Origin of the sequence: Xanthomonas sp. GPE 39 (assembly GCF_000963005.1) — a bacterium.
GTDB lineage: Bacteria > Pseudomonadota > Gammaproteobacteria > Xanthomonadales > Xanthomonadaceae > Xanthomonas_A.
In genome coordinates this window covers 3,067,789-3,093,945 of record NZ_JZHZ01000007.1, presented here as the reverse complement: position 1 = coordinate 3,093,945, position 26,157 = coordinate 3,067,789, and the positions used below count along the sequence as shown (strand labels likewise).

At 63.2% G+C, this 26,157-nt stretch carries 19 protein-coding genes and 1 riboswitch; of the genes, 9 read left to right on the top strand and 10 right to left on the bottom strand.

Features of this window, described 5'->3' with window-relative positions:
* The first annotated feature begins 493 nt into the window (after positions 1–493).
* Both XALGPE39_RS12965 and XALGPE39_RS12960 read left to right on the top strand, forming a co-directional pair.
* Positions 494–1,426 (top strand): sulfotransferase domain-containing protein, encoded by a 933-nt coding sequence (locus tag XALGPE39_RS12965; protein ID WP_045728532.1) that lies wholly within the window; start codon positions 494–496, stop codon positions 1,424–1,426.
* A 122-nt stretch (positions 1,427–1,548) separates the two neighbouring features.
* The gene (locus XALGPE39_RS12960; RefSeq protein WP_045728531.1) at positions 1,549–2,316 is read left to right on the top strand and encodes a class I SAM-dependent methyltransferase; all 768 of its coding nucleotides are present in this window, start codon (positions 1,549–1,551) and stop codon (positions 2,314–2,316) included.
* A 188-nt stretch (positions 2,317–2,504) separates the two neighbouring features.
* Here XALGPE39_RS12960 and ahcY read toward each other — a convergent pair whose 3' ends face one another.
* A complete protein-coding gene (gene ahcY, locus XALGPE39_RS12955) occupies positions 2,505–3,950 on the bottom strand; it encodes an adenosylhomocysteinase (protein WP_045728530.1) in 1,446 nt (481 codons plus the stop codon).
* A gap of 34 nt (positions 3,951–3,984) precedes the next feature.
* Positions 3,985–4,084: riboswitch (S-adenosyl-L-homocysteine riboswitch) on the bottom strand.
* A 244-nt stretch (positions 4,085–4,328) separates the two neighbouring features.
* On the opposite strand from ahcY, the gene ppc reads away from it, so the two are divergent.
* The 3 genes from ppc to XALGPE39_RS12940 all read left to right on the top strand — a co-directional run bounded on the left by ppc (position 4,329) and on the right by XALGPE39_RS12940 (position 11,746).
* Positions 4,329–7,043, top strand: a complete 2,715-nt coding sequence (ppc, locus tag XALGPE39_RS12950; protein ID WP_045729210.1) for a phosphoenolpyruvate carboxylase — start codon at positions 4,329–4,331, stop codon at positions 7,041–7,043.
* 341 nt (positions 7,044–7,384) lie between these two features.
* Entirely contained in the window at positions 7,385–10,168 is a 2,784-nt protein-coding gene (locus XALGPE39_RS12945) for a TonB-dependent receptor (RefSeq protein ID WP_200893884.1), read from the top strand.
* Between the two features lie 333 nt (positions 10,169–10,501).
* Positions 10,502–11,746 (top strand): histidine-type phosphatase, encoded by a 1,245-nt coding sequence (locus XALGPE39_RS12940; protein ID WP_045729208.1) that lies wholly within the window; start codon positions 10,502–10,504, stop codon positions 11,744–11,746.
* A gap of 137 nt (positions 11,747–11,883) precedes the next feature.
* Here the strand turns inward: XALGPE39_RS12940 and metK are convergent, their stop codons facing one another.
* A complete protein-coding gene (metK, locus tag XALGPE39_RS12935) occupies positions 11,884–13,095 on the bottom strand; it encodes a methionine adenosyltransferase (RefSeq protein WP_045728529.1) in 1,212 nt (403 codons plus the stop codon).
* Positions 13,096–13,446: 351 nt separating this feature from the next.
* Between metK and XALGPE39_RS12930 the strand changes: the two genes are divergently transcribed.
* Positions 13,447–14,250 carry a UDP-2,3-diacylglucosamine diphosphatase gene (locus XALGPE39_RS12930; RefSeq protein ID WP_045728528.1) on the top strand — a complete coding sequence of 268 codons (804 nt, stop codon included), beginning with the start codon at positions 13,447–13,449 and terminating at the stop codon, positions 14,248–14,250.
* Between the two features lie 95 nt (positions 14,251–14,345).
* Here XALGPE39_RS12930 and dusB read toward each other — a convergent pair whose 3' ends face one another.
* The 5 genes from dusB to XALGPE39_RS12905 form a co-directional block, all read right to left on the bottom strand.
* Positions 14,346–15,344: a tRNA dihydrouridine synthase DusB gene (gene dusB / locus XALGPE39_RS12925; RefSeq protein WP_045728527.1), complete on the bottom strand. Its 999-nt coding sequence runs from the start codon at positions 15,342–15,344 to the stop codon at positions 14,346–14,348.
* Between the two features lie 84 nt (positions 15,345–15,428).
* Entirely contained in the window at positions 15,429–17,792 is a 2,364-nt protein-coding gene (locus XALGPE39_RS12920) for a glycoside hydrolase family 98 domain-containing protein (RefSeq protein ID WP_045728526.1), read from the bottom strand.
* Between the two features lie 399 nt (positions 17,793–18,191).
* On the bottom strand, positions 18,192–18,446 hold the full coding sequence (locus XALGPE39_RS12915) for a hypothetical protein (protein WP_235429814.1): 255 nt from the start codon (positions 18,444–18,446) through the stop codon (positions 18,192–18,194).
* A gap of 84 nt (positions 18,447–18,530) precedes the next feature.
* The gene (locus tag XALGPE39_RS12910; RefSeq protein WP_045728524.1) at positions 18,531–19,490 is read right to left on the bottom strand and encodes a ribokinase; all 960 of its coding nucleotides are present in this window, start codon (positions 19,488–19,490) and stop codon (positions 18,531–18,533) included.
* Between the two features lie 58 nt (positions 19,491–19,548).
* Positions 19,549–20,847: a nucleoside transporter C-terminal domain-containing protein gene (locus XALGPE39_RS12905; protein ID WP_045728523.1), complete on the bottom strand. Its 1,299-nt coding sequence runs from the start codon at positions 20,845–20,847 to the stop codon at positions 19,549–19,551.
* Between the two features lie 193 nt (positions 20,848–21,040).
* Here XALGPE39_RS12905 and XALGPE39_RS12900 point away from each other — a divergent pair, with 193 nt between their 5' ends.
* The 3 genes from XALGPE39_RS12900 to XALGPE39_RS16005 all read left to right on the top strand — a co-directional run bounded on the left by XALGPE39_RS12900 (position 21,041) and on the right by XALGPE39_RS16005 (position 22,577).
* Positions 21,041–22,012, top strand: coding sequence for an aldo/keto reductase (locus XALGPE39_RS12900; protein WP_045728522.1), 972 nt, complete (start codon positions 21,041–21,043; stop codon positions 22,010–22,012).
* 177 nt (positions 22,013–22,189) lie between these two features.
* Positions 22,190–22,390 carry a hemin uptake protein HemP gene (locus XALGPE39_RS12895; protein WP_045728521.1) on the top strand — a complete coding sequence of 67 codons (201 nt, stop codon included), beginning with the start codon at positions 22,190–22,192 and terminating at the stop codon, positions 22,388–22,390.
* Entirely contained in the window at positions 22,332–22,577 is a 246-nt protein-coding gene (locus tag XALGPE39_RS16005; protein WP_235429813.1) for a hypothetical protein, read from the top strand. Before XALGPE39_RS12895 ends, XALGPE39_RS16005 begins: the two co-directional genes overlap by 59 nt.
* Before the next feature lie 259 nt (positions 22,578–22,836).
* Here XALGPE39_RS16005 and XALGPE39_RS16000 read toward each other — a convergent pair whose 3' ends face one another.
* The 3 genes from XALGPE39_RS16000 to XALGPE39_RS12880 are packed head-to-tail and all read right to left on the bottom strand — an operon-like array spanning position 22,837 to position 26,119.
* Positions 22,837–23,040 carry a hypothetical protein gene (locus XALGPE39_RS16000; RefSeq protein WP_045728520.1) on the bottom strand — a complete coding sequence of 68 codons (204 nt, stop codon included), beginning with the start codon at positions 23,038–23,040 and terminating at the stop codon, positions 22,837–22,839.
* Positions 23,037–25,520 carry an FtsX-like permease family protein gene (locus tag XALGPE39_RS12885; RefSeq protein WP_045728519.1) on the bottom strand — a complete coding sequence of 828 codons (2,484 nt, stop codon included), beginning with the start codon at positions 25,518–25,520 and terminating at the stop codon, positions 23,037–23,039. Before XALGPE39_RS12885 ends, XALGPE39_RS16000 begins: the two co-directional genes overlap by 4 nt.
* On the bottom strand, positions 25,517–26,119 hold the full coding sequence (locus XALGPE39_RS12880; protein ID WP_045729207.1) for an ATP-binding cassette domain-containing protein: 603 nt from the start codon (positions 26,117–26,119) through the stop codon (positions 25,517–25,519). Before XALGPE39_RS12880 ends, XALGPE39_RS12885 begins: the two co-directional genes overlap by 4 nt.
* Positions 26,120–26,157: the final 38 nt, after the last annotated feature.

The following is a 26,157-nucleotide window of genomic DNA, read 5'->3' as shown; positions in this document are numbered from 1 at the left end:
TCGAAAATCCATCATTGGCGTGAAGGTGATGTCAAAAAAGAGATTGATATGGCGGCGACGGATTGCTAGCCTGAAATTGGTTGATCGTTCTTCTTCAACCAATATAAAAATTTCCGAAAGGTGAGTGTGATGAAAATCAAGAATGCAATTTCTATTGTCTTTCGCAAGATTCTCAACGTGTTCGGGCCGCGAAAGGTTGCCTATATCTATACGCAGTAACGGAATGCGCACGGACGGTAGCCTATGAAGGCCAGTCTTGGCAGGCTAGCAGAGTCGGTTGAAGCATGGGTGTTTTGTCAGCTCTGGCGGGATTCCTATGTGTTTCAAGATGATTGTGTTGCCTGCCAAGATATAGTTTGCGATAGATTCTTCTTGCGTTGGTGTCGGTAAATTTAAATTTTATTTAACATCACCCATAAGTGCGTGCTTGATGGCGCACTTAAATGCCGCATGATGCGCGTTACTCGCTAGAAAATTGCCAAAAGGATGCCGAGTGAGCATGCCTTCAAAGCAAAGGGAATATCCCAATCGGTTCTTCGACTCCACGGTATGGAACGATTTCTCTTTTCGTTCGGATGACATCGTTATCGCCAGCTACGCGAAGGCGGGAACGACCTGGGTCCAGCAGATCGTCGCTCAGTTGATCTTCGGCGGCGACGCGCAAGTCGAAGTATCCAAGATCTCTCCCTGGTTCGATTCGGTCTACCCGGATAAGGCGACGAAACAGCGTCTACTTGCCGAGCAAACCCATCGTCGCTTCATCAAGACCCATCTTCCCGCCGATGCGCTGGTGTTGTCGGAGAAGGCGCGTTATCTCTACGTTGCTCGTGATGGCCGTGACATCGTCTGGAGCTTGTACGATCACCAGCGTGCGGTCAGCGCCGATGCGCAGGCACGCCTGGATGCGCAGTCTCACAGTGACGGCAAGTTGAAGGTGATGCCGCCGCCTGCATGCCCGGTCGATGCGTATTTCCAAAAGTGGTTGCACGAGGATGGTGCGCCGCTCTGGCCTTTCTGGGAGGGGGTGCGCTCTTGGTGGGCCCTGCGCGATCACCACAATGTCCTGCTGGTGCATTACGCCCAACTATTGCAAGACCTGCCGACGCAGGTGCGGCGTATCGCCGCGTTTCTGGACATCCCCCTGGACGCTTCGCGCTGCGAGCGCGTGGTGGAGCATTGCAGCCTCGCTTACATGCGTGAGCATGCGGCGCGCTATGTGCCGCAGGGGGCTGGTTTCTGGCGCGACGATGGTCGTGCGTTTTTCAACCGTGGTTGCAATGGACGCTGGCGTGAGGTGCTGACAGAGGCTGTCAGTACTGCCTACCTGCAGCGTGCCGCGACGGAGCTCGGCACCGAGTGTGCACAGTGGCTAGCCACAGGCAAACGCCTCGATGGCGCTCGGGCGGATGTTGGCATGGTGGCTTAGCGTGGCTAACAATGCCTCGCCGGTCGCTGTCGAGTGGGCGCTTGCAGCGCGGCGGCGAGGTCGTTGTTTTGTTGGTTAATCTTAGGCGTAGCGCATCCTGAATTTCTTATAAAGTCCACGGTATGCACGCCATGTCAGAGAATACATACGACCGCATTGCGCACTACTACGACGGCCTGCGCGATGGGTTGTGGGCCTCGGCCAATACGTCGCAATGCGTGCAAGCGCTGTCTGCATTGGTAAGGACTGGAACGGCGCTGGAATTGGGGATCGGTACCGGCCGTATCGCTTTGCCGCTTGCGGCCAGCGGCGCAACGGTGTGCGGGATCGACAATTCCCAGGGCATGTTGGACCGGCTGCGTGCCAAGCCTGGCGCCGAGCGCGTGCGCTTGGTGTGTGACAATTTCGTCGATGTCCCGGTGGCCGGGGTGTTCGATCTGATCTATTCGGTATTTTCGTTCGGTTATCTGCTGGAGCAAAGCGAACAAGTACGCTGCTTTGCCGCAGTGCGCGAGCGTTTGTCTGCTGCGGGCGTGTTCGTGATTCAGACCTTGGTGCCGCCTGCGGACATGCTTCAGGTTGGCGGCAAGGTCTCTTCGGCGTTGGAGGTGCCGCCGTTGGATGCGTCAGGGGAGACGCCGGTGGTGTTGGTGTGTTCCAGCGCCGATCCGGTACGGCAACTGGTGCAGCAACGGATCGTGTTGATGACAGAGTCCGGCACGCGCATCTTCAATGATCGTTATCGCTATGTGTGGCCGTCGGAACTGGATTTGATGGCGCGTCTGGCGGGTCTGGAGCTACAGGAGCGCTGGTCGGATTGGACGCAACAGCCCATCGGTGCGCGGGCACGCTCGCAGATTTCGATCTATCGTCGGGCCGGATCGGCGTAACGACACCGGCAAGTGCTGGCCGGCGTGGGCGATGCGCGGCGGTGTGATCTTGGACAGTGGGTGTCCAACAGGTGCACCTAAAGCGTGTGTGACATGGCGATGCGCGTGACAAGCGCACAGGTCCATGGCCAAAACGGATCGGGCGCCCTGCGGCGCCCGATCTGCAATGACACTGGTGTGTCCGATGCTTAGTAGCGGTAATGCTCCGGCTTGTACGGGCCATCGATCGATACACCCAGATACGCGGCCTGGTCTTCGGTCAGCTTGGTCAGCTTCACGCCGATCTTTTCCAGATGCAGTCGCGCCACTTCTTCGTCGAGTTTCTTCGGCAGCCGGTACACCTGCTTTTCGTAGCTGCCCTTGTTGTGCCACAGGTCGATCTGCGCCAGGGTCTGGTTGGCGAAGCTGTTGGACATCACGAAGCTGGGATGGCCGGTGGCGCAGCCCAGATTCACCAAGCGGCCTTCGGCCAGCAGGAAGATCGCCTTGCCGTTGGGCAGCACGAACTTGTCCACCTGCGGCTTGATGTTGATCTTCTGCACGCCTGGCAGCGTGTACAGCGCATCGACCTGGATTTCGTTGTCGAAGTGCCCGATGTTGCAGATGATGGCCTGGTCCTTCATCTGCGTCATGTGCTCGATGCGGATGATGTCCTTGTTGCCGGTGGTGGTGACGTAGATGTCGGCGCGGCCCAGGGTGTCTTCGATGGTGGCGACCTCGAAGCCTTCCATCGCCGCCTGCAATGCGCAGATCGGGTCGATCTCGGTGACGACGACGCGTGCGCCATAGGCGCGCAGGCTGTGCGCCGAGCCCTTGCCGACGTCGCCGTAGCCGCAGACCACGGCGACCTTGCCGGCCAGCATCACATCCATTGCGCGCTTGAGGCCATCGGCCAGCGATTCGCGGCAGCCGTAGAGGTTATCGAACTTGCTCTTGGTCACCGAGTCGTTGACGTTGATTGCTGGCACCAGCAGGGTGCCGGCCTCGGCGAGCTGGTACAGGCGATGCACGCCGGTGGTGGTTTCTTCGGATACGCCCTTCCAATCCTTGACCACGCGCGTCCAGTAGCCGGGGCGCTCCACCGCCACGCGCTTGAGCAGATGCTTGATTACCTGCTCCTCGTGCGAGGATGCCGGTTCGTCCACCCACTTGGACCCGTTTTCCAGCTCATAGCCCTTGTGGATCAGCAGGGTCACGTCACCGCCGTCGTCCACCACCAGTTCTGGACCGGTCTGGGTGCCGTCGGGCAGGGTGAAGGTCAGCGCGTCGAGGGTGCAATCCCAATATTCCTCCAGGGTTTCGCCTTTCCAGGCGAAGACCGGGGTGCCGCTGGCGGCAATCGCTGCGGCGGCGTGGTCCTGCGTGGAGAAGATGTTGCACGAGGCCCAGCGCAGGTCAGCGCCGATATCCTTCAGCGTCTCGATCAGCACCGCCGTCTGGATGGTCATGTGCAGCGAGCCGGTGATGCGCACGCCGGCCAGCGGCTTGGCCGCTGCGTACTGGCGGCGGATCGACATCAGCCCGGGCATCTCGTGCTCGGCGATGTCCAGTTCCTTACGACCCCAGTCGGCGAGGGTGATGTCGGCGACCTTGTAGTCGCCTGTGGCAGAGAGGTTCTTGCGTACAGCGTTCATCGATAATGCTCCGGTCAATGGCGAGAAAACTCGCGAAGTCCGGGCGCCGTTGTCGCTTATGCCGTCCGCCGAGCCTGGCCGGGTCTGCACACGGGAGTTCCGGTCTAGACACGGTCGCAGCGCCCCTCGGCAGAGGGGAATGAATTATAGCGGCTGCCGGGGGAGGGACTTGAATGGGCCGCTTGAGCGGCGATGCCGCGCATGCCGATCCCGCCATCGGCCGCGCATGGCGGCGACCGTCGCGCCGGTGACGGCGTCGCAGGCATTGCCACATGTCGATGCAATTGTTCGCTTTGCAACCGTTATGCCCGCTGACAGGGCGTGTAATCGTTTTCGGTTAGGCTTGCCACGCCCCCACGCCGAGCCATGCGTTTTCCGATGAACGAGTCCCGCAGCAACATCGTCTTCGCCACGCCCGATCTTCCCCTACGCGACGACGTGCGCCACCTTGGTGCCCTGGTCGGCGAATTGCTCGCTGAACAGGTGTCCGGCGACTTCCTCGACGAGGTCGAACGCATCCGCACTGCGGCGATTGCGCGCCGCGAACGCGACGCACCGGCGTCCTTGCTCAGCGAATCCCTCTCCGGACGCACACCACGCGAGGCCGAAGCGCTGGTACGGGCCTTCAGTACCTATTTTCAGGTCGTCAACATCGCCGAACGAGTACACCGCATCCGCCGCCGCCGCGACTATCAGCGCAGCAGCGTCGATACGCCGCAGCCCGATGGCCTGCAAGACGCCCTGCGCCGGCTCAAGGCGCAAGGCGTGAGCTTGCAGGAGCTGGGCGATTGGCTGCCGCGTCTGGATGTGGAGCCGGTGTTCACCGCGCATCCGACCGAAGCCGTCCGCCGTGCGCTGTTGGAGAAAGAGCAGTTGATGGTGGCCAGCCTGGTCGATCACCTCGACGGCATGCGCACGCCGGGCGAACGTGCCACCGATGCTGCGCGTTTGCGCATGGCGCTGACCTCCGCGTGGCAAACCGCGGACTCCTCGCCGGTGCGGCCGACCGTGGAAGACGAACGCGAGCATGTCGGTTTCTACCTGACCCAGGTGCTGTACCGGGTGATTCCGGTGATGTATGAAACCCTGGAGCACGCAATCGAGCAGACCTATGGCGAGGCCTTGCACCTGCCGCGCCTGCTGCGCTTCGGTACCTGGGTCGGCGGCGACATGGACGGCAACCCCAACGTCGACGCGACCACCATCACCGCCACCCTCGATGCGCAGCGCCGCGCGGTGCTGGAGCGCTACCTGAAAGAACTGCGGCAACTTGCCAGCCTGCTCAGTCAGTCGATCATCCTGGTCGGGGTCAGCGCGCCATTGCTGGAGCAACTCGAACGTTACCGCCAACTGCTGCCGCAGGCCGCCGCCCGTTCGCGCCCACGTCATGCGGACATGCCCTATCGCTTGCTCAACGACTTGATGCGGGCACGGCTGCGCGCCACGCTCGACGATGCGCCGGGCGGCTACGCCGCGCCGAGCGAACTGGAACACGACCTGCAATTGATCCTGGACAGCCTGCGCGCGAACAAGGGCCTGCACGCGGGTTGGTTCGCGGTGCGACGCTTACTGTGGCGTGTGCGCAGTTTCGGCTTCCACTTGGCGCGCCTTGACGTGCGTCAGGAATCCAGCGTGCATGCGCGTGCGGTGGCCGCCGCGCTGGGAATGCAGGAGTGGGAGACGCTGCCGGCCGCCGAACGTGCGCGCCTGCTCGGTCCCTACGCGGGGGGCGAGGCCGCGTTGCCGGCCTGCGCCGATGCCGGCAACGCGCGGTTGGACGCGGTGTTTGCCGCGCTTGCCGATGCGCGTGCGCGTCACGGTGCCGACGCGCTGGGCAGCTACATCATCTCGATGGCGCACGACCGCGCCGACGTGCTGACCGTGCTGGCGCTGGCGCGTCGTGGCGGTCTGGTCGACGCGGCAGGCGCGGTGCCGCTGGATATCGTGCCGTTGTTCGAAACCGTGGACGACCTGCGCGGCGGCACCGCGACCTTGCGCGACCTGCTCGCCGATCCGGTCTACCGCCGTCACCTGGATGCGCGCGGCGACGTGCAGATGGTGATGCTCGGATACTCTGACAGTGGCAAGGACGGCGGCATCGCCGCCTCGCGCTGGGGCCTGCAGCGCGCGCAGATGGAATTGTTGGAGGCCGCCGCCGAACTGGGGATCCGTCTGACGTTCTTCCATGGCCGTGGTGGCTCGATCGTGCGCGGTGGCGGTAAGACCACGCGGGCGCTGGAGGCGGCGCCGCCCGGTAGTGTCGATGGACGACTGCGGGTGACCGAGCAGGGCGAAGTGATCCACCGCAAATATGGCATCCGTGCGCTGGCGCTGCGTTCGCTGGAACAGATGACGGGCGCGGTGCTGCTGTCGAGCCTGCGCCCGCGCCCGGTCGATGCGCGCGAAGCGCAGTGGCGTCCAGTGATGGAGATGGTGGCCGAGCACAGCAGTCAGGCCTACCGCCAGTTTGTCGGCGACCCCGAGTTCATGCGCTATTTCCGCTTGGCGACGCCGATCGACGTGATCGAACGGATGACCCTGGGGTCGCGTCCATCGCGGCGGCTCGGTCAGGATGCGGCGCTGTCCAACCTGCGTGCGATCCCGTGGGTGTTCGCTTGGAGCCAGGCGCGCGCGGTGATCCCGGGCTGGTATGGAGTCGGCAGCGGGCTGCAGGCCGCAGTGGAGGCTGGGCACGAAGCCGCACTGCGCGCGATGGCCGTCGACTGGCCGTTTTTCCGCACCTTTCTCGATGACATCGCCATGGTCCTGTCCAAGGGCGACCTCAACATCGCCGACATGTTCTCGCGCTTGGCCGGGCCGCTGCACGCGCGCTTCTTCCCGCGCATCCGCGACGAATTGGCGTTGACCAAACATTGGGTGAAAGCATTGACCGGGCAGGCGTCGCTGTTGCAACACGACCCGCGCCTGGCGCTATCGATCCGCCTGCGCAATCCCTACATCGATCCGATCAGCGTGCTGCAGGTGGACTTGCTGCAGCGTTGGCGTGCCACCGACGGTGAGGACGAGGAGCTGCTGCGCGCCCTGGTGGCGTGTGTCAACGGCGTTGCCCAGGGCTTGCAGAACACCGGCTGAGCTTCGCGCGCGGGCGTGTCGCGTCGCCGTCCGGGTGGGCGGCGGACGGCCGCTCACTGCTCCACGACGTCGCTGTCATCGGCAGGTTGTCCGTACCAAACGGCTGTGCGAGACAGGGTGATGTACAGCGCGGTTTTCGTCTACATTCGTGGACTTGTGTGCAATTTTAAGCGAACTTAGTGCGTAAATCTGCATTTTTAACGGAATTATAGCGTTGTCACGAAGACGTAGTGCTTCCAGCGAAGAATGCGCGCCGCCGCTACCAAGGTCGCGGTGCCTCTTCCTTCCATGCTCGGTCTGCGGACGACTTCCGCTGGTCTGGCCTATGTCCGGTATTCTTCATGTCCCACTCGATTCACCTTCAAAAACGCCTGTCTGTGGCGATCGCCGCCGTGTTGATTGGCGTCGCGCCGATGGCATTGGCGCAAGCGCAGGACGCGCAGCAGACGCAGGCCGCTGCCCCCAATGCCAGTGCAACGACCCTGGACAAGATTACCGTCGCGGTGACCCGCTATAACGCCGCGGACATGCAGATGGCGGCGACCAACACCGCCAACGTGCTCTCGGCCGAAGACCTCAAGTACACCGCCGTCCACAACATTGCCGAGGCGCTGGGCCTGTTGCCGGGCGTCAACGTGGTCAATACCGGGCAGTCGTATTTCGGCGGCGTGGACGGCGCCGCGCGCGGCGAGGGCATGTTCGCCTCGGTGCGCGGCCTCAATGCCGAGTACAACGTCAACCTGATCAACGGCGTCAACGTCGCCCAGGGCATGCCGTATAGCCGCAGCGTGCAGTTGAGCCTGCTGCCGCCGTCGGGTTTGCAGACCATCGTGTTGAACAAGACCTCCACCGCCGCGATGGACGGCGATGCGATCGGTGGCACCATCGATTACCGCACTCCCAGCGGCTTCGACTACAGCGACGCGATCGGCGGCAGCGTCACCGCCACCGGGCGCGTGGAAAGCCGTGCGCGTGACTACGACGAGAGCGGTCTGGGCAAGGGCGCGGCTGGCGAATTCCACGCCAAGTTCGGTGCCGATCACCAGTTCGGCGTGTATGCCAGTGCCTACTACGACGAGCGCAATTACGTGAACAGCGAAGTGGCCAACGCTGCCGCTGCGCGTGGCGACTGGAGAGGCAAGTATTTCTCCCGCACTACCGCCAATGGCAGCCCAGCGCCGGGTTACAACCCGCAAGACCTGCTGATGGCTACCGGCGCCAACATCGGCTACTCCGCCGGCGACACCAAGCGCTATGGTGGCAACGTCTCCTTCGACTGGCATGTCGATCCGAGCTTGCAGCTATATGCACGCACCACCTATGCCTACGCCAAGACCGAGCAGAACACCGGCTACACCCAGATGGTTCCGGCCAACGTCAGCCTGACCCAGATCGGCTCCACTGGCGTGTACCAGCCGCAGATCAACCGCGTGGCGGTGCGCTATTGGTACGAAACCAACCCGGAAGTGGCGGACCTGGCCACCTTCCAGTTCGGCGCCGACAAGCAGTTGGGGCAATGGACGCTGTCGCCGAATCTGTTCTACGGCTATGGCGATAACGATCGTCCGGACCACGTCGAAATCTCCGCGCGTGTGGACCAGTACACCTCCACGCAGTTCCCTTACGGCGCTAATAGTTTTTCCGGCTATGACGGCGAAGGCTTCCCACGGCCGCTGCTGACTCCGGCAATCCAGGCCCAGGCCAGCGACATCGGCAGCTTGTACGCGCGCCGTTACGGTCAGTTGAGCAAGTCCTACAGCGGTCAGCACAAGGGCGGGGCCAAGTTCGACGTGCGCTACGACGTCGATGGCGGTGCGTTGAACAATATCCAGTTCGGGGTGAAGTACATCGATAGTTCGCGCGAATTCACCTCGCGCGACTGGACCAACGCCAAGTTCACCGATGGCACGTTGCTGCGCGATACCGGGCTGGTGGTCGGTCAATACGATGCGGTGTATCCGGGCAAGTACGACCTGCCGACAGTCAAGCTCAGCAACGCTGGATTGAAGGCGATGATCGCCCAGCACCTGACCCCGGCCAGCTTCGACACTTGCGGCAGCCTGGCGATCAACAACCAGAACTGCGCGACCATGCGCGGCACCGAAGCGGTGGCCGCAGCGTATGCGATGGCGACGTTTAAGACCGGCGACCTGGAAGTGATTCCGGGCGTGCGTTTCGAGCAGACCCGCATCCGCAACACCTTCTGGACCATGCCGCAGGACAGTCAAGGTAACGAGTTGCCTGGCTTCTTCAGCAACAACCGCACCACCTACAACATGCCGTTGCCCAGCGTGTTCTTGAACTACCGTCCGGGTGACGGCAATGCGGTGTATCGCGCTTCGGTGTGGACCAGCTACACGCGGCCGGCGTTCGTGCAGCTCGGCGGCGGCGCGAGCTACGATGTGTCCAGCGACGGCACCACGGTGATCACCGAGGGCAATCCTGATCTCAAGCCGATCAAGGCGGTCAATGTCGATCTGTCCGGCGAGTGGGACAACGGCCATGGCGGTCACGCGATGTTGGCCGGTTACTACAAGCACCTGACCGACTACATCTACGAGAACGGTTCGAACGCGGCCAATGCAGGCACCACCACTGACGCTGCAGGGGTGCGCTACGTGCGTCCGCAGAATGGTGGCGACGGCAAGGTGCTCGGCATTGAGGCGGCGGTGCGGCAGACGTTGCAGGGCATGCCGGCACCGCTGGATGGTTTCGGCATCGGTGCCAACGTCACCCGTCAGACCACCCGCGTCGATCTGGGCATGGACGGCTTCCGCGACGAGCGGATCCAGAACGCGCCGAACCTGATGGCCAACGCCGAACTGTTCTACGAGAAGGGTCCGCTGTCGGTGAACTTGGCCTACCACTACTCCGGCGAGTACGTGTCGGTGTACGACTACTTCAACCGTGGCGCGAGCTGGGACGATCTGTGGGTCAAGCCGATCACCCGCGTCGACCTGCATGTGGGCTACATGGTCAACGAACACCTGCGCGCCGACCTGTCGGTGGCTAACCTGACCAATCGCCTGAGCTACTGGGCGCACGTGGGGCACAACAGCACCGCGATCTCCGACATCGTCGATGCCGGACGCACCACGTTGCTGACCGTGAAGTACACGTTCTGAGCAGTCGGCTCGCGGATGCAGGACAGCATCACCTCCAGCGCGGCCCAAGGTCGCGCTGGGGAGGGTGGCGTTGCTGTGTCGTGTGACGGCTGATGGTGGCGTGCGTGCCGAGTTCGGTACGCACGTTCACCGCACCGATGCGGACGTTGCGCTTGGACTGATTGCAACGGCTCGGATCGCATCATCATGCTCGGCTGCCATCCACCGCGCAGGTGCGATGGTGGCTGTAGCGATTGGTTTGTTATCGCGGCAGGATCGCGTTGCGACCGGATCACCGCTTGCGGTCGCGTTGACCCGCCGTGAACGGCTCTTTTTTTGTTTTTGGAAATGACGATGAACACAAGCATGCGCTGGATGGTGTGGAGCGTCTTGATTGCGGCGACGTTGGCCGCGCAGGCGCGGCCTGCTGTGAAGGTGGCGCCTGCGCCTAAGTTGCAGGTGGAGCAGGTGTGGATGCTGTTTCGCCACGGCGTGCGCGCACCACTGCCCGGCGAGGCGGCCGCCGCCACGTTGGCGCCGCAGCCATGGCCGGTGTGGACGACACCGCCGAGTCTGCTCAGTGCGCATGGGCGTGCGGCAGTGAAACTCAGCGGCGACTACACCCGGCAATGGTTATTGCGCGATGCTGTTCTGCCCGCTCATGGCTGCCCGGCGCAGTCTACGGTCAGCGTCTACGCCAATACCGATCAACGCACGATTGCCAGCGCGCAGATTCTGGCCGAGGCGTTGGCACCAGGGTGCAAGTTGCAGGTGGGGCACCAAGCCGAGGGCAGTGACGATCCGCTGTTCCGTCCGGTCGAGGCCGGTGCGGTGGACTTCGACGCTACCGCCGCGGTGGCGTCGATCCAGCGCCAGACCGGTGGTCCGGCTGCGCTGTTGGCACCGTATGCGAAAGAGCTGCAAACCATGCAGCAGATTCTCGGCTGCACGCAGGCGTGCGACTTTGTCCACATGCCGTCGTCGCTGACGCCGGGTGGCAACGGCCGCAGCCTTGCCTTGCACGGACCGTTGGACCTGACCTCGGGCACCGCCGAGGTGTTCATCCTGCAATACACCGAGGGCTTGCCGCTGGATCAGGTCGGCTGGGGCCGCGCCACGCTTGAGCGTCTGGGCATGGTGTCGCGGTTGCACGCGTTGTTGTTCGAGATCTATGCGCGTCCGCAGTACATGGCCGCGCGCGCTGGCGCACCCCTGGCGCGCCGCGTGCTGGATACGCTGGGTGTGGCTGACGCGCCACGGGTGAGTGTGCTGGTCGCCAGCGATACGCATATCGCCGCGCTCAGCGGCTTGCTCGATCTGCATTTCCACCTGCCCGGCTATGGTCGCGACGATGCGCCGCCAGGTGGAGCGTTGGTGTTGGAGCAACTGCGCGACCTGCGCAGCGGTCAGCATTACGTGCGTGTGCGTTACCAGGCGCAGTCGCTGGACCAACTGCGTGCATTGACTCCGCTGAGCTTGCGTGCACCGCCGTTGTTGCAGACCTTGCAGGTGCCCGGTTGCAGCGATCCCGCGACTGGCCTGTGCCCATTGCCGCAGTTCCAGGCACTGTTGAAGCAAGCGCTACAGCGCCGCGGTTGAGCCGAGGCGAGCGCATGCGCCGCCACACGCTTCATCTGTGCGATGCGTTTGTGCGACGCGTTTGGTTTACCGAATGCAGGAAATAAAAAACGGGCCGCATTGCGGCCCGTTCTTCGTGCAGACGTGGAGTCGCCGGCTTACTTCAGCTTGGCGTCCGCCCGCAGCGCCTCGGCGCGGTCGGTCTTCTCCCACGAGAACGCCGTGGCATGGTGCTGTGCGCCGGTGCCGTCGGTGTAGCTGAAGGCTTTCGGGGTGCGGCCGAAGTGGCCGTAGGAAGCGGTCTGCTGATACATCGGGTGGATCAGGTCGAGCATCCTGATGATGCCGAATGGACGCAGATCGAAGTGCTTGCGGATCAGCTTTTCGATCTTGTCGTCGGCGATCTTGCCGGTACCGAATGTGGTGACCGAGATCGAAGTCGGCTCGGCCACGCCGATGGCGTAGGACACCTGTACTTCGCAGCGGTCGGCCAGGCCAGCGGCCACGACGTTCTTGGCCACGTAGCGCGCGGCATAGGCTGCCGAGCGGTCGACCTTGGACGGATCCTTGCCCGAGAACGCACCGCCGCCGTGGCGCGCCCAGCCGCCGTAGGTGTCGACGATGATCTTGCGTCCGGTCAGGCCGCAGTCGCCCACCGGCCCGCCGATCACGAACTTGCCGGTCGGGTTGATGTGGAACTTGGTGTCCTTGTGCAGCCACTTGGCCGGCAGCACGGGCTTGAGGATTTCCTCGCGCACGGCTTCGATCAGGTGTTTCTGCTTGATCTCCGGATCGTGCTGGGTGGACAGCACCACCGCGTCGATCGCCGTCGCCACGCCGTTTTCATAGCGCAGGGTCACCTGACTCTTGGCGTCCGGGCGCAGCCACGCCAGCGGCGAATTCTTCTTCTTGCGCACCTTGGCCTGTTGCTCGACCAGACGATGGGAGAGGTGAATGGCGGCCGGCATGAAGCTCTCGGTCTCGCGGGTGGCGTAGCCGAACATCAGGCCCTGGTCGCCAGCGCCTTGTTCTTCCGGCTTCTTCCGGTCCACGCCCTGGTTGATGTCCGGCGACTGCTTGCCGATCAGGTTGAGCACGCCGCAGGTCTCGCCGTCGAAGCCGACCTGCGAGCTGTTGTAGCCGATATCCAGGATCACCTTACGCGTGACCGCTTCCAGATCGATCCAGGCGCTGGTGGTGATCTCGCCGGCGACGATGGCCACGCCGGTCTTGACCAACGTTTCGCAAGCCACGCGCGCGCGCTTGTCCTGGGTCAGGATCGCGTCGAGCACGGCATCGGAGATCTGGTCGGCGATCTTGTCCGGGTGGCCTTCGGAGACCGACTCGGAGGTGAAGAGATAGCTGGACATCGCGGCTATATCCTTGCATTCGGATGAAAAGATGGACATTCATGATACACCTGCGTGCGCAATCGTGCATTGCGTCGCGCTCGATGTTGTGCGGGGTTAACCGTTCGTGGGGCGCGTGGGGGCGTCATCGTGCCGTAGCCGGATTGCAAGAACGTTGTCGTTGCCGGCGTCCAAGCTATGTCTAAGTCAGCAATGGGGACGTGCTGTGCTCCGATTGGAACGCAGTGTTCAGAAATGCTTCGCCCATCTTGGCTGCGGCCGGACGCAGCCGCAGAGGCGATTCCAGTGCACAGCCGCCGCAAGTAGCGCGCCCTGCCGAGAGCGTCCCCGCGGTGAAGCAGGAGCAATCGCATGAATACGATCAGTCGCCTGTCACCACGGCGCGCGGTGTTCGTCTCCGACGTGCATCTCGGCGCGCCGCACTGCCATGCCAGCGAGCTTGCCGATTTTCTCGGCGGCCTGCGTTGCAATCAGGTGTATCTGGTTGGCGATATCGTCGATTTTTGGTGGATGGCGCAGCGGCGTGCGGTCTGGGGCGCGGGCCATCAGCGCGTGGTGGATGCGCTGCATGCGCTGGCGCGCAGTGGCACCGAATTGATCTACGTACCCGGCAATCACGACCGTCCGATCCGTCGCTTCTGCGGTTTGGCGCTGCCGACCATGCAGGTCCGCCGCCGTGCGGTGCATGCGACCGCCGACGGACGCAGGCTATTGGTGGTGCATGGCGACGATTACGATGCCATGACCCAGTTCGGTGGTTTGCAGGAAAAGTTCGGCGATTGGCTGTATTACCGCATTCTTACCGGCAACCAATTGACTAACCGCGTGCGCCGTCGCTTCGGCATGCGCTACTGGTCGTTGGCCGATTATCTGAAGCGGCAGAGCAGTGCCGCCGAGCGCTATATCGAGCGCTTTGTCAGCGCGGGCCTGGACGATGCGCGCCGCCGTGGCCTGGATGGTGTGATCTGTGGTCATGTGCACCGCGCCGGTTTGTTCGAGCGTGATGGGCTGGTGTACGCCAACGATGGTGACTGGGTCGAGAGCCTCACCGCGCTCAGCGAAGACCATCAGGGCCGTTTGCAATTGCTCTCACATACCGGGCAGGTATTGCAGACCCTGCCACCGCGCGCGTTGTTGCTGTCGCAGGCGGCGTAGCGCCAAGCCGGTTGTGGTGGAGTCCGTTCGTGCTCGGCGTCGTGCTGCCGTGCGCGCTGTGGGCACGCAGATGCGGTGTTCCCGGTGCATTTTGTTCAAGCCGCGCTGGAGAGCGCTGGCGATATGCCGGCGATTAACGCATCGAAATAATCGGCGGTCAGCGCCAATTGCGCTTGCGCGCTTTCTGCGCGGTTGACCACGGCGCGGAAGGCGGCGTTCTCCGGCCGGTCTTTGGCGTACCAGCCCAGATGCTTGCGCGCGATGCGCACGCCTTGCGCTTCACCGTAGAACGTGTACAGCGCGTGCAAATGATCGAGCAACGTGTCGCGCACGAATGTCAGCGATGGCGCTGGACGCATTTCGCCGTGGGCCAGGTAATGTGCGATCTCGCCGAAGATCCAGGGGCGGCCTTGCGCGGCACGGCCGATCATCACCGCATCGGCGCCGGTGGCCGCCAGCACCTGCGCGGCTTTGTGCGGTGAATCGATGTCGCCGTTGGCGATCACCGGAATGCGCAGCATGGCCTTGATCTGCGCGATCGTCGCGTACTCGGCCTGGCCGCTGTAGTGCTGGTCGCGGGTACGCCCGTGTACGGCCAGTGCGGCGATGCCGCAGTCTTCGGCAATCCGGGCGATGGTCGGTCCGTTGCGGTGGTCGCTGTCCCAGCCGGTGCGGATCTTCAACGTCACCGGTACGGGCGATGCTTTCACCACCGCGTCGAGAATGCGTGCTACCAGTGCTTCGTCGCGCATCAGCGCCGAGCCGGCCCAGGCGTTGCACACTTTCTTCGCCGGGCAGCCCATGTTGATGTCGATCAGTTGCGCGCCATGGTCGGCGTTGTAGCGCGCCGCGTCCGCCAATTGCTGCGGTTGCGTGCCGGCGATCTGCACGCTGATCGGGTCCGGTTCGCCAGCGTGGTCCATGCGTTGCAGCGATTTGCGGGTCTGCCAGAAACGCGGGTCGGAGAGGGTCATCTCCGACACCGCCAGACCGGCCCCCAGGCGTTTGCACAATAGCCGGAACGGCTTGTCGGTGACTCCGGCCATCGGCGCCAGGATCACCTTGGGGTCGATGGTGTAGGGGCCGATGCGCATGCCCCTAGTGTAGCGGGGCGGCCACGTAGATGCCTTCGTGGCCGCCAGTGCTGACTCCCAAGCAGGCCGGGTGGCGGCCTGCCTTTACTGGGAGGAGAGACGGATGTTGTCCAGGTACAGCGCTGCCGGCGCCGACGCCTTGGCGCGGAATTCGACGCGGTTACTGCCGGCGTTCAATGTCACCGGCTGTTGCAGCGTGGCCCAGTCGCTGGCCGAGGTGGTCTGCGCGAATGCCGGCGTGCCGACGTTGACGCCGTTGATGTACAGATCCACGGTGCCGATGCTTGCGCCGGCGGTCGAGTACCGCGTTTGCAATTGATACGTGCCGGCGCTGGGGACGTTGACGTTGGTGCGGATGCTGGCAGCGGGATTGCTGCCGAAGTCGACATAGCCCATCGCCTGGTAATTGTGCACGGGGCCGTATGCGCCGTAGGCGACCAGATTACGGATGTTGCGGAAATCGAAGTTCTCCGCCTCGTACTGCTGCACGCCGGTATAGGCAGGCGGCGCATCCGGTGGCTGCAAGGGGGTGATCGCCGGCGCTGTCTGGCCCGCGTTGGCGATGCCGGTGCATTGCACGGTGATATCCAGAGGGCCGTTGTGTGCCACGTTTAGTGTCAGTCCATTGGCTGTCGCGGTGCTGGTGACGATGCTGGCCTGGTGATCGCCGCGATCAGCAAAGGTGAAGGTTGGCGTGGTGATGGCGCCTTCGATATCGATCGTGTCGGTTTTCAACGCGCCGTTGGGGGAGTCGTAGTTGGTGAGGTAGATCGATAGTGTCTGCGGGAATTCCTTGATTACGCCGCTGGTATAGGGGCCATAGGTCAGGTTGAGCGTGGCGCAACTGTTGTATTTCAGTGGGATGGTGCCGCTGGCGCTCTGGTTGGTCTTGAACGGGTTGTAGGTGACCCAGGTGTTGTCTTGCCGCCCAGCGTAGAGGGTGCCGGTGTATTCCTGCGGGAACAGCGTGTTGAGTTCGTTGAGCTTGTCGTTGAGCGTGGGCCAGCGGGTTGCGTAGGTGCTCCTGGGAATCTGCACCTTGAACGACTTGGCGGTGTCGTCGGTCAATTGCCAGACGGTGGGAATGGCTGGATAACGACCGGTTTTCTTGTACCAACTGTGCTGGTTCAAATAAGTGCCATCGCCATCGAGCAGATACAGCCCGGTGAATAGCGACTCCGGTGAGGAATACAGGTTTCTGTCGTCGCCGCTAGTGGTGTCGTTGACGATCACCACTTTGGAGCGGTCGATCACTTCCTGACGGCTGAGGATACGCAGTGTGCCGTCGAGAATCTTGCGATAGATGTCCAGATGGATATTGCGGAAATGCGGATAGAACTCCCAGCGTCGGCTGGTGTAGCCGTCGGCGGTGGTCGCATTGGGCAGGTTATGCACCGCATCCAATCTGATTTGCTCGGGACCATCGAACACGGTCTCGCCGGTGAAGGTCAGGTGTTCGATCAAGTGCGGTGAGCCGGCCTGCACGGGATAGTTGTCGCTGTTGTCGCCTTTGCTGTCGTACCAGCCGCTGCGATCAGGCCGAATGCCGTAATGGCCGGCGAAGCCTGACAGGAACATGCCCAGGCTCACGCTCTCGATATCGTGATAACCGTAATCGGTGGTGAATTTTTCTTCGATGATGAAGTTCTGCGCGTAGTTGCTCAACGCATTGCGCAGGGTCTGGTCGCGCTTGACCATGGCCAGCGGATTGATGTTCGCACCCCAGAATCCACCGGTGAAGCTCACTGCCAGATAGCCGCCGTATTTGTTGGTGAGTTTGAGCAGGTTCGCCCAGTGCTCCCAGCGTTGGATGGCCGAGCCGGAACACGGTTCATCGAATCCCCAGAACTGCTCGGCATAGTTGAAGCCGATGAAATTCGGATAATCGTGGAAGAACTCGCCGTAGATGGTGGATTCCAGGTCCGCATCCGCTGGATAGTCGGGGAAATGGCTGAAGCCACCGCTGGAGGGCTGGATCATCGCCCACACGCCATTGGCGGCGGCGGTTTTGATCCAGGAACGCGCGGTCTCGAGGCCGTTCTTCACATGCACCCAGTTGCATTGGTTGCCGGTGGCGCCATTGTGAGCGATGGATAAGCTAATCAGCAGTACGGTGTAAGGCCGCAGATCGGTGGGAATCAGATCGATGATTTTCTGCGGGTCGGGGACGTTCCATGTATCGGCATGGATCAGGAACATCGGCTGGCTTGGCGACAGCGGCCGGCGCAGTGCAGTGCTGTTATCGGTCTGGCTGGTGACCTGGCGCGGCACGGTTGCCGCAGCCGGTGTGCGTGTAGTCGTCGACCACACGGTGGGCGTTGCCGCCGTTGTTTGCTGTGGGGTATCGGCGGCGCTATGTGTGTTTCCATCGCCGCCGCATGCGCTCAACAGCATGCTCAGGAATACGCACGGCAGCGCGCATTTATGCAACTCGCGTGGCATTTTCATCGGTGGTTTCCGTCTGCGGAGAGAGTGGCCTAGCTAATACACCCAAAGTGGTCGCAGCCTGCGACGCGACGGTGCATTTGCGCAGCGCCCTAATAGCCTAGCAAGCAAGTGCGGCTGCAACTGGGAACGTTGACACGTTGTACACCTGTGCTTACTCAGATGGCTACAAAAAGTGCCGCATGTCGGCTGGTCGCAGGAGAGTGCTGACGGCGTTGTCGCCTTGCAGTTTGCGAGATGTATGACGAACACATGACGTGCCACTGTGGCGGTGACTGTTGTTGGGTCACACGTGGCTGTGTCGAGGCAATCGGTCAATGTCCCACGCTTGCCGGAGACTGCGTTCCATCCATTTGCCTGTCACATCCCCATTCCGCCGTTACCTGATTTCGCCGCTTCGCGCTATCCACCGCACGCGTTGTATCGCTCCTTGGGGACATGCTTGCGAAAGGCGTTCCATCGGCATTGCTCGTTCAAGCCACTGTCGTGTGTTGCCAACATGGCATTGGCGAGCCACGCGATTTTGGCAACATCTTCAGAGATCGCAATGACGACAAAACCAACTGATGCTGCGTGGTCGCGCGATTGCGATTTGCGCTCATCGTGGCGCATCCGCGCATGCCGGATGTGTGCAGGCCGATGCGCCATGTCAGGCAAGTCGTGGTGTTCCTGGCTCGGATGCGGTGTCCAGGCGCTTTCGCAACTGTCCACTGCTTGGTCGAAGTTGCCGTTTGCGATGGGTCAGCCGAGGTCCGGGGTGATGTGCGGCATGGATGCCGAGGCACCCGCCGCCTCGGTCGAGCGGGCCGCGTAGTGGTTGGCGAAGCGCACATGGGTGGCGAAAGCGACGTGAGGCACCAACGCCAGCGAGGCGGCGAGAGCCCCGTTGAATGCGTCGCCGGCACCGGTGGTATCGACGGTGTGCGCGGCTTCGGCACCGATGCGGTAATAGGCCTGGGTGTCGCCGCGCAGGTGTTCCTCGGGGTGCGAGATGAAGGTGCCGACTGCACCCAAGGTCACTACGACGGTGCCGTCCGGCAGTAGTTTGCGGCACAGTGCGTGCAAGCTACCGCCGTCGGTGGCGGCGATGGCGTCGGCGTCCACGCGTTCGCCGACGTGGCGCGCGAGCAGGGCGGCGAACTCGGTTTCGTTGGGGGTGAGGACGTCGGCCAGATTGAGCAAGGCGATACTGGTCTGCGCATTCGCGGGTGCGGCGTTGAGCACTGTGGTCAGACCGGCCTCGCGTGCCAGGGCCAGGGTGCCTGCGATGGTTTCGATAGGCGATTCCAACTGTGCCAGCAGCACCCGCGCCGATTCCAACAGTGCGCGTTGTGCGTGTACGAACTCCAGTCGCAACGCGGCGTTGGCGCCAGGGCCGACAACGATGGTGTTGTGGCCGTGTGCATCGACGTAGATGCCGCCGGTGCCGGTCGGTTCGCTGCTGACTTCGGCGATCAGGGCGATATCGTCTTGTGCGGCCAGTGCGCGGGCCATCGCACCGCCAGCGTCATCGCCCAGTGCGCAGACAAAACTGGTGTGCGCGCCGGCACGGGCCGCGGCGACTGCCTGATTGAAACCTTTGCCGCCGGGGCCGGTGCTGTAGCGGCCGGTGATGGTCGCGCCTGACGCCGGCAGGCTGTCGCAGCGCCACACATGGTCAACATTGAACGAACCGACGACGATGACCGAACGCGTAGACATGGCTGTTTCTCGATTGGAACTGGAATAAAGAACGGGGTGCGTGGTGCGTGGATCCGGCTCAGGCAAAGTGCGACAGCACGCCGGCGATGGTGGCGGTCATGAAGGTGGCAACCGAACCGCCGAGCACAGCGCGCAGGCCGAAACGTGCCAGATCGTGGCGGCGTTCGGGAGCCAGGCCGCCAATGCCACCGATCTGGATCGCAATGGAGCTGAAGTTGGCGAACCCGCACAGCGCGTAGGTCGCGATCAGCCGGCCTTCTTCGCTCAGATGTGTGCCGGGAATTTGGCCTGTCACGATCTTGGACAATTGCGTGTAGGCCACGAATTCGTTGATGACCACCTTCTGCCCGATCAGCGAACCGACCGTGGTCGCATCCGTCCACGGTGTGCCGATCACCCAGGCGATGGGTGCCAGCACGTAGCCGAAGAGGGTCGCCAGGTCGGTGGGGTGGCCGATTGTCCTGGCCAGCCCGGTGATGTCGCCGAACCAGGTCAGCGGCGCATTGACCAGTGCGATCAATGCGATGAAGGCCAGCAGCATCGCACCGATGTTCAGTGCCAGGCGCAAGCCGTCGCCGGCACCGACGGCGGCGGCGTCGATCACGTTGCTGGTGGTTTTTTCCACTTCTATCTTGACCGTGCCGTGGGTCAGCGGTGTCGCCGTTTCCGGGATCAGCACTTTGGCGACGACCAGCGTGGCCGGCGCGGCCATGATGCTCGCCGCCAGCAGGTGCTTGGCGTAGAACGCCTGTTCGAGCGGGTCGCCGCCGCCGAGCATGCCCACGTAGGCGGCCAATACGCCGCCGGCGATGTGCGCCATGCCGCCGATCATCATCGTCAGCAGTTCCGATTCGGTCATCTTCCCGATGTACGGGCGTACTGTCAGCGGTGCCTCGGTCTGGCCGATGAAGACGCTGGCGCAGACGCTGGTGGTTTCCGCGCCGGACACGCGCATCACTTTGGTGATCGCCCAGGCCATCAGCCTGACCACCGTTTGCATCACGCCCAGGTGGTACAGCACGCCCATCAACGCGGAGAAAAAGATGATGGTCGGCAGCACTTGGAAAGCGAAGATGAAGCCGTAGGTTTTGCTATCCATCAGGGTGCCGAAGATGAAGCTGGAGCCATCGTTGACGAAGCTCAGCACCTTCACGAATCCCCGACCCAACCAGTCGAACACGTCGCGCCCGCCGGGCACCAGCAGCACCAATGCCGCGAAGCCGATCTGCAGGAGCAAGCCGGTCGTTACCAGTTTCCAGTCCACCGCGCGGCGGTTGTTGGAGAATAGCCAGGTGATTGCGATCAGCACCGCCAGTCCGAACAGGCCGAAGCCGATCCTTCCCAAACCTTCGACCATTTGCCTCTCCTGGCCAGCGCAAAGGAAGGAAGCCTAGTGCAGGGTGGCACATGCGGCAAGGCGCGTTGGTTGCCGCGCAGGCTTTTTTGCAACGCACTCCAACTGGCTTCGCACTCACTTCGATGTCGATCGCTCTAGACTGTGCAACCGTCCACCGGCCGTGTAATGGGCCGATATCGTAGGAGGAATTGCCATGCTCTACCGTCGCCTTGGTACCACTGGGTTGCAATTGTCGGCGTTGTCGTTCGGTGCCTGGATCAACTTTGGCGCAGAGGCAGGTCGCGACGAAGCGCGTAATCTGATCGCCGCCGCCTGGGATCACGGGATCAATTTTTTCGATAACGCCGAGATCTACGCGCACGGTCGCGCCGAACAGGTGATGGGCGATGTGATCGCCGATCTACGCCTGCCGCGTGATGGCTACTGTGTGTCCAGCAAGGTCTATTTCGGCGCAGTCGAGGCACCGCGTCCGACGCAACGCGGCTTGTCGCGCAAGCACATCACCGATGCCTGCCATGCCGCGCTCAAACGTCTGCGGGTGGAGTATCTGGACTTGTACTACTGTCATCGCCCCGATCCGGACACCCCGGTCGAGGAAACCGTGCGCGCGATGGACGCGTTGATCCGGCAGGGCAAGGTCTTGTATTGGGGCACGTCCGAATGGCCGGCCGAGCGCATTCGCGAAGCGGCGCAGGTCGCGCGTGCGCTCGGCCTGCACGGGCCGTCGATGGAGCAGCCGCAGTACAACCTGTTGCATCGTCAGCGTGTGGAACAGGAATACGCGCCGCTCTATGACGAGCTTGGTTTGGGCACCACGATCTGGTCGCCGCTGGCCTCGGGGTTGCTGACAGGCAAGTACAACGATGGGATCGATCCGGCTTCGCGGCTGGGACAGGACCGCAACGCCTGGTTACAGGAGGAAGTGATCGGGCCGCCAGCGCAGCGCCGGGTCGCGCGAGCGCGCGCCTTCACCGCGCTGGCCGCGGCCGAGGGCGTGGCCCCGGCGGTGTTGGCGATTGCCTGGTGCTTGCGTCACCCGCAGGTGTCCACGGTGATCCTCGGCGCTAGCCGGGTCGCGCAATTGCTGGAGAATCTCAGCGCGCTGGAGTGGGCCGGACGCGAGGATAAGGCGCTGTGGGACAGGGTCGAAGCTGCCGTGGAGTGAGCATGGGCATGGGGGCCGCCTTGCGCCTGTCCACGGGTCAATGGCGGCACCTCAATTTGTTTTGACTTTCAAAGTTAAAGATTCGATCTTGAATTTGAATTGATTTGATGAGAATCAGTCTTGATAAGTAATTGAGAATCATTATTATTGGAAGTGCCCTGTGGAAGGAATTCGACCATGACCGCTCAAACCGTTTTGCTACGTCGTCCCGAGATCCTGAGCCTGCCCGAACGCGTGTTGTCGCGCGCGCTGCCGGTCGACGCACCTGTCACGAGTCAGTCGTTGCTCAACGGCCGTCGTGAGGTCCTGATCCAGCATGGTGACCGGCTCTATCGCCTGCGTCACACCAGTAACGACAAACTCATTCTCACCAAGTGATGTCTGTTCGGCTGCGCTGCACGACATCAGTGACGCCATCGACCTGTTGCAGGCCGAGACGCGCGAAGAGCATGGCCGCCAGACGCAAAACTTGCGCACCGGAGCAATCGGTAAGGCGGTGAGCATCGAGACGTTCCCGGTGCGCGATTTTTCGATCACCACCACGCTTAAGGCCAGCGCCGACTGATGGCCGCTTCAGTCTGATTTCGGCGCTGCGTGCGGACGATGATCGGTGATTACTGCATGTGGATGCGGTCCTCGCGACCCGCAATCTCGCAGTGGCGGTGAAGAGGATCGATACAACCCAGGTCTTGTTCAAGCTTGGCGCGATCTGGCGCTGGGCGTGATGCGCAATGCCGACGTGTTCAACGTGACGGGTCGCCGCTACATCGATGCGGAGATGTTGCCCAGTGCGACGTTGACCAGATAGTGTGGCTGTAATCCGGTCACGCGTGCGCCGTCGCCACCCAGTGGCGGCGACGAATGTGGTCGTCGTCGTCGCGGACAGCCTGAGCAAAGTGGCATTGCAACATCTGCTGGTAGACGCCAAGAGCGGTCACGTGACCAAACAATGGTGTCAGCAATGGATTTGCGAAGCGTCGCAGCGCTTGGAATTCAGCATCCACACTATCGGTGCCGGTCGCGTTCATGGCTCGCGCAGTGCCAACGCCGGTGGCGTGCGCAGGATGCGCCGCGTTCCCGACCAGCCGGCCAGTACGCTCAATCCGACGCCGCCAACGCCACCGAGCAATAGCGCTGGCCATGGAGGTGTCAGGGTCAGGTCGAAGGCTTGTTTGGCGACCACCACGCCGATGAGTGCCGCCGCACTGGTCGCGAGCAGCGCGGCGAGCAGGCCGAGTGCACCGAATTCCACCAGGACCGCGCCGCGCAGTTGCCCACGGCGTGCGCCCAGTGTGCGCAATACCGCGCTGTCGTAGCGGCGCTCGCCAGCGGTCGCCTGCAATGCCGCCAGTAGCACCAAGGCACCGGCCACCAGGCTGAAACCCATGACCAGTTGCACCGCCTGCGCCACGCGGTCGATGACCTCCCGCACGCGTTGCAAAATTGCATCGATGTCCAGCAGCGACACGTTCGGATACGTGCGGCTGAGGACGCTCAGTTTAACGGTGGAGCTGTGTGGCAAATGAAACGCACTGATCAGGTTGTATGGCGCATCCTGCACTGCACCGGCGTTGAGCAGCAGGAAGAAGTTGGCTCGGAACGAATCCCAGTCGGCCTTGCGCACGCTGGTCACGGTGAAGCTGCGTTGCTGCTCGCCGAGCAACAGGGTGATGCGATCGCCGAGTCGCAAGTTGTAGCGTCGCGCCCAGGCCTCTTCCACCGATGCCTCGGCCGCCGTGCTGCTCGCGCTCCAGAAGCGACCGGACAATAAACGATTGGCGGGTGGAAAGTGGTGCCGCCAGGAGAAGTTGATCGGACGGTCGGCTGCGTCGCCATCGTCGTCTGGTCCTTGCGTGTGGCCTTGGGGCGGCTTGCCGTTGATTGCCAGCAGTTTGCCGGTGCTCAGTGGCTCGGCCGTCGGATCGGCGACGCCGAGTCCGCGCAAGGTGGCGAGCACCGGGCCGACTTGTTTGGGCTGGATGTTCATCAGGAAATAATTCGGTGTGTCCGCCGGCAAGCGCTCACGCCATTGCACGAGCAGGCCAGGTCCGATCACCGCCAGCAACAGCAAGGCGCACAACGACAACGACAGGCCCACCAATTGCACCACGCTTAGCGCACGGCGTCGGGTCAGCGCCGCCAGACCCAGTTTCCAGGGGCCGCGCAGACGCGACTGCAATCGTCGCAGCAACATCAGCAGCACGCTGCCGATCAAGGCAGCGAACATCGCCAACAGGCTCAGTCCGCCCAGGACCCACGCCGCCAGCACGCCGTCGCCAGTGGCGTAGACCGCCAGCACCACGGTGGCGATCAGCGCGGCGGTATAGACCAGCAGTGAGGTCGGCGGCAGGGCGGCGAAACTACGGTTGAGCACGCGCATCGGCGGCACGCCGCGTAGGCGCAATAGTGGCGGCAGGCCGAAGCCGAGCAACAACAGCAGGCCGATGCCGGCGCCGCTCAATGCCGGTGCAGCCTGCGGCAGCGGTAGTCGGTCGGGAAGCAGGCTGCCCAGTGCGGCAACCAAACCGAGTTGTGTCAGCATGCCAAGGGCAATGCCCAGCGCGCAGGCCGGAATCGCCAGCAGCAGCAATTGCAGCGCCAATGCACCGAGGATATCGCGCTGGCGCGCGCCCAGGCAGCGCAGTATCGCCACGCTGTCGATGCGCTGCATGGCGAAACGGTTGGCCGCTAGCGCCGTGGCGACGCCGGCCAGGAGGACTGCCAGCAAGGCTGTCAGCGCGAGGAAGCGTCCGGCACGGTCGAAGGTGCCGCGGATGCCGCGCTGGCTGTCTTCGATCCCGATCAAACGCAATGCCTTGGCGCGCGGTGCCAGCCATGCACGCAGGGCGGCGATCTCCTGCGCAGCGCCGATAAACATCAACCGATAAGAGGCGCGGCTGCCGGGGCCGAGCAGGCCGGCAGCGTCGATGTCGGCGCGGTTCACCAGCAGTGGTGGTGAGAGTTGCATCAACTCCCCGGAGGTGTCCGGTTCGGCGCGCAGGACCCGGGTGACACGCACGCTGTCCGCGCCCAATTCCAGCGTCTCTCCGAGCCGCAGGCCCAGTGCATCGAGCAGGCGCGGATCGGCATAGGCCTGGCCGCGCGGAGGCGGTCCGGCGGTTTCGCTATCGGCACTGGCGCGATCGCGCGCCACCCGCAGTTCACCGCGTAATGGATAACCGTCGCTCACCGCCTTGATGGTGGCCATCTGGCTGGCGTCGCCATGGAATAGCACGCTCGGGAAGCTGACCACCCGCGTGCTGCGCAGGCCGCGGCGCTGGGCTTCTTGGGCGAAAGCGGCGGGAATCTCCTGGCGTCCGCTGACCCCGAGATCGCCGCCGATCACCTCCGCCGCGCTGGCGGTCAGCGCCAGGGTGACGCGGTCGACCAGCGTGCCGACCGCAGTCATCACCGCCACGCCCAGCACCAGGGCGGCGAACACGGTCAGCAGGTCGCCGGCGAACACTTCGCGACGCAGGGCGCGTGCGGCATGGCGCAGCAGGTTCATGTGCCGGACACCGTGTCTGCGCCGCGCAGGCGGCCGCCGTCGAGCCGGTAGCGGTGCGCACAGCGTTGCGCCAGGCGCAGGTCGTGGGTGACTAGTACCAGGGTGGTGTCGCTGCTGACATTGAGCGCGAACAGCAGGTCGCTGATCTGCTGCCCGGTGGCTTGGTCCAGGCTGCCGGTGGGTTCGTCGGCGAACAAAATCCGTGGCCGTGCCACGAACGCGCGCGCCAGCGCCACACGCTGCTGCTCGCCGCCGGACAACTGCCGTGGATAGTGTTTGGCACGTGCGCTCAGGCCCACCGCCTCCAGCACCTCGCGGACCCGCGCCGGCTCCTCGCGTCCGGCCAGTTCCAGCGGTAGCGCGACATTTTCCGCCGCCGTCAGCGACGGCAGCAGGTGGAAACTCTGAAACACGAAGCCGACCATGCGTGCGCGCAGCGCGGCCCGCGCTTCCTCGTCCAGCGCGTTGAGCGAGTGCCCGGCCAGCAGGATTTCGCCACGGGTCGGCAGGTCCAGGCCGGCGAGCAGACCGAGCAAGGTTGTCTTGCCGGAGCCGGACGCACCGACGATAGCGACACTGTCGCCTTCACCGATGGTCAATCCGACTTTGTCGAGAATGTGGACCGTCCCATCCGGTC